Here is a 9,362-nt window from a genome sequence, read left to right as displayed (position 1 = left end):
GTGCCCGGTCACCCCGCCCAGCGCCACGACCATCACCCCCAGCGCGAAGAACAGCACCAGCGGATCGCGCCGGTCCCGCCGCCACCGCACCACCAGCGCCACCACCCCCAGCAGCACCAGCCAGTACCGGCCCACCAGATCCCGGTACAGCCCCCGATGCACCGCCTCCAGATCGGCGCCCGCCCCGAACAGCGCGAAGAAGTCGTAGTACGGCCACACCCACAGCACCACCACCCCGACCGCCGCCCCACCCCCCAGCCGCAGCCACACCTCGCGCCCGGGCCGCGCGGCGACCACCGTGGCCAGTGCGCCCAGCGAGGCCACGACGCCCGAGAACTGATGGCAGAGCAGGATCACCGCCCACAGCGCACCGAGCCCGATCCACGTCCCCCGACCGCCCGCCGGACCCGAGCGCACCGCCCCCGCCAGCCAGGCCCAGAAGTGAAAGGCCAGTCCGAGCGCGAACACACTCGGATACGACACCGTCAGCGCCAGCGAGTTCAGCCCGAGAAACCCGCTCCACGTGAACAGCGAGGTCCCCCACAGCAACACCAGGCACAGCGCGGCAAGCGCGGGCGCGGCCCGATGCGCGCTCAGGGTACGGACGTAGCGCCACAGGCCCGTGGTCAGGAGCGCCAGCCCGGCCAGCGCACCGATCCGCAGCACGACGAAGACCGAGAGCCCCGTCACCCGCGCGAGGCACCCGAGCACCAGCATCCACGGCGAGTAGTACGGACTCGGCGTGTCCGCGTCGACCAGCGGGTTGCCGGGATCGACCAGGCTGTGCCGCAGGCGTTCGACGGTCGCCGCGTGCATACCGAGGTCACCGGCCCACGGGAGCCGGACGATCACGAGGAGCAGCAGAACCACGACCGGCGCGGCGGCGACCTGCGGAACGACCGTCGTTCTCCGCGTCGGCGGCGCGGCGCGCATCGTGCTCACGCCAGCACTGTAATTCCCGGTCTGTCCAGAAATGCGGGAGCGCCCCGGGCTGTCACAGCCCGGGGCGCCCTGATACGCGTACGGCTTAGATACTCGTACGGCCTACGAGTGCGTCCGCAGCAACGTTCGCATGGTGCGCATCGCCACCGAAAGGTTGGCCAGGTCGAAGGTGTCCGACCCCTGGATCTCCTCCAGGGTCGTGCGCGCCCGACTCAGAATCGCCAGGTTCTTCTGCTCCCACGCCTGGTACCGCTGCTCGGGTGTCGCGGTGCCGATGCCGGCGGCCAGGACGTCCGAGGTCAGGGCCGCGTGGGCGGCGTAGAGGTCCTCGCGGATGGAGGCGCGGGCCATGGACTGCCAGCGGTCGGCGCGGGGCAGCTCGATGATGCGGTCCATGAGCTGGGTGATGTGGAGGCGGTCGGCGAGGTCGTAGTAGACCTCGGCGACGTCCATGGGGTCCCGGCTCATGCGGTCGGCCACCGAGACGATGTCCAGCGTCGGGAAGGCGGAGGAGAACCCGGCCACGCGGGTGGCGAGTTCGTCCGGGACGCCCGCGCCGGACAGCTCGTCGTAGATCTGCTGGTACCAGTCGAGGTCCGCGCCGCGCAGCAGCTTCGGCAGCTGCGACCACACCTGCTCGACGCGCTCGGCGAAGAAGTCGACGGTGTCGACGAGTTCCAGCGGCTGCGGCCGGTTGTTGAGCAGCCAGCGCGTGCCGCGCTCGACGAGACGGCGCGAGTGCAGCCGGATCCGGGTCTGGACGTCGGCCTCCACCTTGTTGTCGAGCGCCTCGACCTCGTCCCAGACGGCCGCCGAGCGGAAGATCGCACGGGCCACGGTCTGCGCCCGGACGATCTCCTCCAGCGATGCCCCGGTCTCCTCGCGCAGCCGGTGCAGATACGTCGTACCGCCCGTGTTGACCGTGTCGTTGACCAGCACGGTCGTGGTGATCTCACGGCGCAGCGGGTGGCTGACGAGGTGCTCCGGGAACCGCTCGCGCAGCGGGGTCGGGAAGTACGCGTGCAGCAGGGTGCTCAGGTACGGGTCGTCGGGCAGCGTCGTGTGCAGCAGCTCCTCGGCGACCGTGATCTTCGTGTACGCCAGCAGGACGGCCGTCTCCGCTCCGGTCAGGCCGTGGCCGGCGCCGAGGCGTTCGCGGACCTGGCGGTCGGTGGGCAGGAACTCCAGCGCGCGGTCCAGGTGGCCTTCCCTGACCAGGTGCTTCATGAAGCGCTGCTGGGCGTGGAGCATGTCCTTGGACTGGGCGAGGGCGTTGGCGATCGCCGTGTTCTGTGCGTAGTTGTTGCGCAGGACCAGGCCGCCGACCTCGTCGGTCATCTCGGCGAGCAGCTTGTTGCGCTGCTTGACGGTCATGTCGCCGTCGGCGACCAGGCCGTTGAGCAGGATCTTGATGTTCACCTCGTGGTCGGAGGTGTCGACGCCCGCGCTGTTGTCGATCGCATCGGTGTTGATCTTGCCGCCCTGGCGCGCGAACTCGATGCGCCCGAGCTGGGTCAGGCCCAGGTTGCCGCCCTCGCCGACGACCTTGACGCGCAGGTCGGCACCGTCGACGCGGATCGGGTCGTTGGCCTTGTCGCCGACATCCGCGTGGGTCTCGGTGGACGCCTTGACGTACGTACCGATGCCGCCGTTCCACAGCAGGTCCACCGGCGCCTTGAGGATGGCCTTCATCAGCTCGGCCGGCGTCATCTTGGACACCTTGCCCTCGATGCCGAGGGCCTCGCGGATGTGCGCGTTGACCTGGATCGCCTTGGCGCTGCGGGGGAAGACTCCGCCACCGGCCGACAGCAGCTCGGTGTTGTAGTCCGCCCAGCTGGAGCGCGGCAGCTCGAAGACGCGGCGGCGCTCGGCGTAGGAGGTGGCCGCGTCCGGCTTCGGGTCGATGAAGATGTGCCGGTGGTCGAAGGCGGCGACCAGGCGGATGTGCTCGCTGAGCAGCATGCCGTTGCCGAACACGTCACCGGACATGTCGCCGATGCCGACGACCGTGAAGTCCTCGCTCTGGGTGTCCACGCCCAGCTCGCGGAAGTGCCGCTTGACGGACTCCCAGGCGCCGCGGGCGGTGATGCCCATGCCCTTGTGGTCGTAGCCGGCCGAGCCGCCGGAGGCGAAGGCGTCCCCGAGCCAGAAGTTGTACTGCTCGGCGACCCCGTTGGCGATGTCGGAGAAGGTCGCGGTGCCCTTGTCGGCGGCGACGACGAGGTAGGTGTCGTCCTCGTCGTGCCGGACGACGTCCGACGGCGGCACGACCTCGCCCGCGACCATGTTGTCGGTGATGTCGAGCAGCGCCGAAATGAACGTCTTGTAGCTGGCGATGCCCTCCGCCAGCCACGCGTCCCGGTCCACGCCCGGGTCCGGCAGCTGCTTGGCGACGAAGCCGCCCTTGGCGCCGACCGGCACGATGACGGTGTTCTTCACCATCTGCGCCTTGACCAGGCCGAGGATCTCGGTGCGGAAGTCCTCACGCCGGTCGGACCAGCGCAGGCCGCCTCGCGCGACCTTGCCGAAGCGCAGGTGCACGCCCTCGACGCGCGGCGAGTACACCCAGATCTCGTACGCCGGGCGCGGCGCCGGGAGGTCGGGGATGGCCTGCGGGTCGAACTTCATGGAGACGTAGTCGTGCGGCTGGCCGCCCGCCGCCTCCTGGAAGAAGTTCGTGCGCAGGGTCGCCTTGATGACGGTGAGGAAGGACCGCAGGATCCGGTCCTCGTCGAGGCTCGCCACCTGGTCGAGCGCCGCGTCGACCTCTTCGAGCAGCGCGTCCACGATCTCGCGGCCCGCGCGCTGGCGGTCCGGCGACATCCGCGCCTCGAACAGGGAGACGAGCAGGCGGGTGGTGTGGACGTTGTTGCGGAGGGTGTCCTCCATGTAGTCCTGCGAGAAGGTGGAGCCCGCCTGCCGCATGTACTTGGCGTACGCCCGCAGCACCATCGCCTGCCGCCAGGTCAGCCCGGCGCTCAGCACGAGGGCGTTGAAGCCGTCGTTCTCCGCCTTGCCGGTCCAGGTCGCGGCGAAGGCCTCCGAGAAGCGTTCGCGTGCGTCGTCGCCCAGGTAGTCGCCGCCCGGGAACTTGGGCATGCGCAGGCCGAAGTCGTAGATCCAGGCGACGCTGCGGTCGGAGCAGCGCAGTTCGTACGGCCGCTCGTCCACGACCTCGACGCCGAGTCGGCTGAGGACCGGCAGGACCGCGGACAGGGAGACGGCCGCGCCCTTGCGGTAGATCTTGAACCGGCGCTCCTCCGGGGCGGCGCCGACCGGCTCGTACAGGCTCAGCGAGAAGTTGTTCTCCTCGGTGAGCTGTTCGATGTGGACCAGGTCGGAGACCGCGGAGCGCGGGGTGTGGTCGGCCTTGTAGCCCTCGGCGAAGGCGCCCGAGTACCGGCGCAGCAGCTCGGCGGCGCGCTCCTCACCGAGCTCGGCGTTGAGCGCGTCGGCGAAACCGTCGGCCCAGGAGCGGGCGGCCTCGACCAGGCGGGCCTCGATGCGCTCCTTGTCGGCGTCGGACAGCTGTGGCAGCTCGGTGCCCTGCGGGACGCGGACGACGAAGTGCAGCCGGGAGAGGATCGACTCGGTGTTCCAGGCGGTGAAGTCGACGCTGGTACCGCCGAGTTCCTCCTTCAGGATGTCGATGATCCGCAGGCGTACGCCGGTGGTGTAGCGGTCGCGCGGGAGGTAGACGAGGGCCGAGTAGTAGCGGCCGTACTCGTCCTGCCGCAGGTAGAGCCGCAGCCGACGGCGCTCCTGGAGGTACAGGACGGAGGTGGCGATGCGCTGGAGCTCGGGGACCGGGGTCTGGAAGAGCTCGTCGCGCGGGTACGTCTCCAGGATCTGCAGCAGGTCGCGCCCGTCGTGGCTGTGCGGCGAGAACCCGGCGACCTCCAGCACCTCGTCCACCTTGCGCCGGATGACGGGCACCCGGCGGACGGACTCGGTGTACGCGGCCGAGGAGAACAGGCCCAGGTAGCGCCGCTCGCCGACGACCTCCCCGTTCTCGTCGAACTTCTTCACCCCGACGTAGTCGAGGTACGACGGCCGGTGCACGGTCGCCCGGCTGTTGGCCTTGGTGAGGATGAGCAGCTTGTGCTCGCGGGCCTTGGCGCGGGCGTCGGCGGGCAGCCGTTCGAAGGACGGGCTGACCGGGTGGCTGTCGGTCTCGGAGTGGTGCGGGTCGGAGCGCAGGATGCCCAGGCCGGTGCCGGGCACGGCGGCCAGGGAGTCGTCCTCGCGCAGCTCGTACTCGCGGTAGCCGAGGAAGGTGAAGTGGTCGTCGGCCAGCCAGCGCAGCAGCTCGCGGGCCTCCTCGACCTCCTGCTCACGCAGGTCGGAGGTGGGCTCGGTGGGCAGTTCGTCGGCCATCCGCAGGGCCGCGTCCCGCATCTTGCTCCAGTCCTCGACGGCCTCGCGGACGTCGGACAGGACGCGCAGCAGGTCGGCGGTGATCTGCTTCAGATCGGCGCGGTCGGTCTCACGGTCGATCTCGACGTGGATCCAGGACTCGATGTGGGTGTCGTGCGGCAGCTCGCCGGCGGGCGGCTCGGGGAGCACCTCGATGAGCTTGCCGGTGACATCGCGGCGGACGGACACCTGCGGGTGGATGACCACATGGATCCCCCGCCCCTGCCGCGTCAGCTCATTGGTGACGGAGTCGACCAGGAACGGCATGTCGTCGGTGACGACTTCGACGACGGAGTGGCTGCAGGTCCACCCGTTCTCTTCCACGGTGGGCGTGTGAACCCGCACGTTGGCCGTGCCCTGGGGGCGGTTCTCGGCCAGACGGTAGTGCGAGAAGGCGGCTCCGAAGATGTCGACCGGGTCGCGGTCGCTGAGGTCCTCCGGTGCGGTGTGCAGGTAGTAGCGCTGGAGGAACGCGAGCACGGTGTCGTGGTCCGGGGTGCCGGCGGTGCCCTCGTCCGTCGTCCCAGTCGGTAGATACCCCCCGACCGGGCTGTTCTCAGCTACCCGGGCGGCCCTCTCGAGCAGCTCGGCCTTGGCTTCGTCCAGCTTGGTCTGCATTGTCCTCTGGCTCCTGTCGCGCGCCGTTGCGTGACGTTGAAGGAAGTACGGTCTCTTCCCCTCCGGCGTAACGCCGCGACGCGGGGTGTCCGGTCTGCTTCGACGCTATGCCGCGAGGTGAGATGAGCGGGGATATATGAGCCAATCTTGAGCTGCCCACGGGGTGTGACGCTGCTCTCTGCGGCGTCCGGGCCCAGGCTGTGCATGACGTCCCGGGAGCCCTTGCGCCCCCCTCCCGCCCGCGAAGACCAGCGACCGCCGCCCGGTCACGGATGTCGTCCGTGTTCGCCGGGCGCAGGGCAGGAGCAACAGTGCTCCCGCGAGCTATCGCGCTGATCACGCCACTAAGGCTATCGCTCCTTACAGGGGGCCCGTCATGAGCCGTATGTGTACAAAACCGGGGGTGGAACTTTGACGTTCTGCACAGGGGCAAAGGGGGTGCGGAGGGCGTAACTGGCGCGGCGGGGTGGCGAGGGGAAGGCTGGGGTGCAGCGCTGAGGCAGAGGCAGGGACAAAAACCGAGGCGAAAGCATGCCATCGCGAGGCAGCCCGTGTCCGAAAACAGCGGTGTGACGGAGCGGCTGGGCACGGCCGACCAACCCACCGGCATCGGCAGCCCACGGACAGTTATGGCTCTGGGTCGGAATCAGCCACGCCCGCCCGTGCCACCTGAGCGGCACGAACGGGCGCAGGCGGCAGCCCATGGCGCGGGGCTGCGTATGGACCAAACTCTCCCAAGGGGAGTCACTCGAAGTCCTCGGGGAGGCCCTGAACCATCTCACTGGTGGCGCAGAGGCCCCGCACGCTGGCACCACACCCGGCGTCCCAGACCGCACCACGACGCTACGCCTGCCCACCCGGCACGCCGCAGGCCCGCGAGCAGACCATCACACGATCGAGCTAGTGCAGGCCTGTGCGTGCGCGATCCGCTGCAACTGTCGCCTCCCGGTTGGCGCGGCCGAAAACCTGAGGCACAGTGGCCATGACAGCGCACGCCCGCCTGAGGGGAGCGCCCGACATGCCGCCCAAGATCCTCATCGTCACCGGTGACGCAGCCGAATCGCTCGAAGTCCTCTACCCGTACCAGCGCCTCCGCGAAGAGGGCTACGACGTCCACATCGCGGCTCCCACCCGCAAGAAGCTCCAGTTCGTCGTCCACGACTTCGAACCCGACTTCGACACCTACACCGAGAAACCCGGCTACACCTGGCCCGCCGACCTGGCCTTCTCCGAGGTCGACCCCGGCGACTACGTCGCCGTCGTCATCCCCGGCGGCCGAGCCCCCGAGTACCTCCGCAACGACCCCGAACTCCGCAAGATCCTCAAGTCGTTCTTCGACGCCGACAAGCCGGTCGCCCAGATCTGCCACGGCCCCCTGCTCACCGCAGCGATCGACAGCCTCCGCGGCCGCCGCGTCACGGCGTACCCCGCCCTGGAACTGGACATGCAGGCGGCCGGCGCCACCTTCCAGGACGCCGAGGCGGTGGTCGACGGCACCCTGGTCTCCTCCCGCGCCTGGCCGGACCACTCCGGCTGGATGCGCGAGTTCCTGACGGTCCTGCGCGCGAAGGCACCGGTGACGTAACGGGACGGCCTGCTGAAGCAGCTTGGGGGCACCCCGCCCGCCGCCGGGCCGCTTGACCCACCACCGAGCCCCGACGCCGGGCACCTCACAAGCGTGCCCGGCCTGCCCGGCCAGCGCGCTCGCCTACGCCGCCAACCGCTCCGCCTCCGCGACCGCCTCCCCCAGCGTGTCCACCACCGGCACCCCCACCTGCTCAAGGCTGGCCCGACTGTGCGACCCCCCGGTGTAGAGCACGGCCCGCGCCCCCACATGCAGCGCCGCCACCGCGTCGTCGGCCGCGTCCCCGATCACCACCGTGCGGGCCGGGTCCACGCTCACGAGCGCCTCGATGTGCCGCACCATGTGCTCGGCCTTGCTGCCCCCGGACGGCCCGGTCCGCCCGTCGACGCGTATGAAGTGCTCCTCGATCCCGAACCCCCGGACCAGCGGGATGAGTTCCTCATGCCCGTACATGCTGAGGATCGACTGGCTGCGCCCCGCCGACCGCCACTCCACGAGCAGCTCCGCCACACCCTCGGTGAGCCCGCACCTCACCCGGTGCTCGGTGTAGTACCGGTGGAAGGTCTCGTCCATGACCTCCCACTCGGCGTCCGTCGGCAGCCGCCCCAGCAACCGCTCGTAGAACTTCGGCACCGGCACGCAGTACAGCGCCCGGTACTGCTCCATCGTGATCGGCTCGAGTCCCAGCTCGCCGAACGCCGCGTTCGTCGCCCCGATGATCGCGTCATTGTCGTGGAACAGCGTCCCGTTCCAGTCCCAGACGATGTGCGCCCCTACCTGCTTCCCCATGCCAAAAACCGTACCCGCCACCACTGACAATCAAGAGAACAGCAGGTCACGAGGCACCTGTGCAGAACGAGGCAGCTGTGCCGACCCCGGACTCAGCCGCCGAGCCCCACCAGATTCGGAATCTCCTGGGTCGCGTACCACAGCAGCTCGTGGTCCTCGGCCCCGTCGACGACGAACTGCGCGTCGTCGTCCCCACTGTCGGCCGCCTCCAGCGCCGCGGCGGCGGCCGCCACGTCCGCCTCCGCGTCACCCGAGTCGACATGCACGGCGGCCGCCTTGGCCAGCGCCACACCCCCGGCGATCCGCACCTCCCCCAGGGCCGACGGATCCAGTCCCCGGTCGGGATCGGCGACCGCAACCCCGTCGGGCACGTCGACGGCGACCACGACCCGGCGCCGCAGCGCCCCGGAGTCCGCCGCCAGCAGCCGCAGCGAGGCCAGCGCGGCACGGTTCAGCGCCGCGTACTCCAACTCCTCGATGTCGTCGGAGAGATACCACTCGCGCAACGCGGGCGTGACGCCGTACGCGACGAGTGGCCCGGTCCCCAGCTCACCCGTCTTGTAGGCCTCGGCGAGACCGGGGAGGGTCAGGGGGACATAGACGCGCATGGCTGACCGCTTTCGTGTTCGTAAGGCTCCGCAAGGACTCGGAAGGGCGGGTCCCGCAGCTCCCGGTCCCGCACCTTCCGGACGGCCTTCAGGATACGTGCGGGCGTCCCCTTTCGAGTCCCCACCACCACCCCGCACGGCGTCCACTCCGGTCCGGAAATTCACCCGGTGCAGGCCCGCCATCACCGCCTTCCGCGTCTGCGGATCACCCAGATAAGTGAACATTCCGGCCCCCCACCCCGAGCCCCCGCTTCCTTGCCGTCGACACCCGGAACCCCGTACAAGATCACCGACCGCAAAGTTACTGCCCGGTATCTCTCCGGGTTCACCGAACGGGGACTCCATGAACAAGGTCATGACCAGGGCACAGCACCGCCCCGGTACCCGCCCGCCCAGCCGCCGCG

The 9,362-nt window shown here is 69.9% G+C and carries 4 protein-coding genes and 1 pseudogene; 1 reads left to right on the top strand and 4 read right to left on the bottom strand.

Going from position 1 to position 9,362, the window contains the following annotated elements; genetic code table 11:
* Both ADL12_RS15430 and ADL12_RS15425 read right to left on the bottom strand, forming a co-directional pair.
* A pseudogene (locus ADL12_RS15430) lies at window positions 1-933 on the bottom strand (hypothetical protein); the annotation flags it as partial.
* A gap of 111 nt (window positions 934-1,044) precedes the next feature.
* Complete coding sequence (locus ADL12_RS15425; RefSeq protein ID WP_062702688.1) at window positions 1,045-5,976, bottom strand: NAD-glutamate dehydrogenase; 4,932 nt, start codon at window positions 5,974-5,976, stop codon at window positions 1,045-1,047.
* Between the two features lie 1,018 nt (window positions 5,977-6,994).
* Between ADL12_RS15425 and ADL12_RS15420 the strand changes: the two genes are divergently transcribed.
* On the top strand, window positions 6,995-7,561 hold the full coding sequence (locus ADL12_RS15420) for a DJ-1/PfpI family protein (protein ID WP_062702686.1): 567 nt from the start codon (window positions 6,995-6,997) through the stop codon (window positions 7,559-7,561).
* A 123-nt stretch (window positions 7,562-7,684) separates the two neighbouring features.
* On the opposite strand, the gene ADL12_RS15415 is transcribed toward ADL12_RS15420, so the two are convergent.
* On the bottom strand, window positions 7,685-8,350 hold the full coding sequence (locus ADL12_RS15415; RefSeq protein WP_062702684.1) for an HAD family hydrolase: 666 nt from the start codon (window positions 8,348-8,350) through the stop codon (window positions 7,685-7,687).
* A 92-nt stretch (window positions 8,351-8,442) separates the two neighbouring features.
* Entirely contained in the window at window positions 8,443-8,958 is a 516-nt protein-coding gene (locus ADL12_RS15410; RefSeq protein ID WP_062702682.1) for a DUF6912 family protein, read from the bottom strand.
* Window positions 8,959-9,362 lie beyond the last annotated feature (404 nt).

Origin of the sequence: Streptomyces regalis, from assembly GCF_001509475.1 — a bacterium.
Lineage (GTDB): Bacteria > Actinomycetota > Actinomycetes > Streptomycetales > Streptomycetaceae > Streptomyces > Streptomyces regalis.
Note: the sequence above shows the minus strand (reverse complement) of the source record. Positions and strands in the feature narration are given on the sequence as shown.

Excerpts from the sequence above, each read along its gene's own strand:
- ADL12_RS15410 (WP_062702682.1), bottom strand. The coding sequence starts at position 8,958 with ATGCGCGTCTATGTCCCCCTGACCCTCCCCGGTCTCGCCGAGGCCTAC.
- ADL12_RS15420 (WP_062702686.1), top strand. The coding sequence starts at position 6,995 with ATGCCGCCCAAGATCCTCATCGTCACCGGTGACGCAGCCGAATCGCTC.
- ADL12_RS15415 (WP_062702684.1), bottom strand. The coding sequence starts at position 8,350 with ATGGGGAAGCAGGTAGGGGCGCACATCGTCTGGGACTGGAACGGGACG.
- ADL12_RS15425 (WP_062702688.1), bottom strand. The coding sequence starts at position 5,976 with ATGCAGACCAAGCTGGACGAAGCCAAGGCCGAGCTGCTCGAGAGGGCC.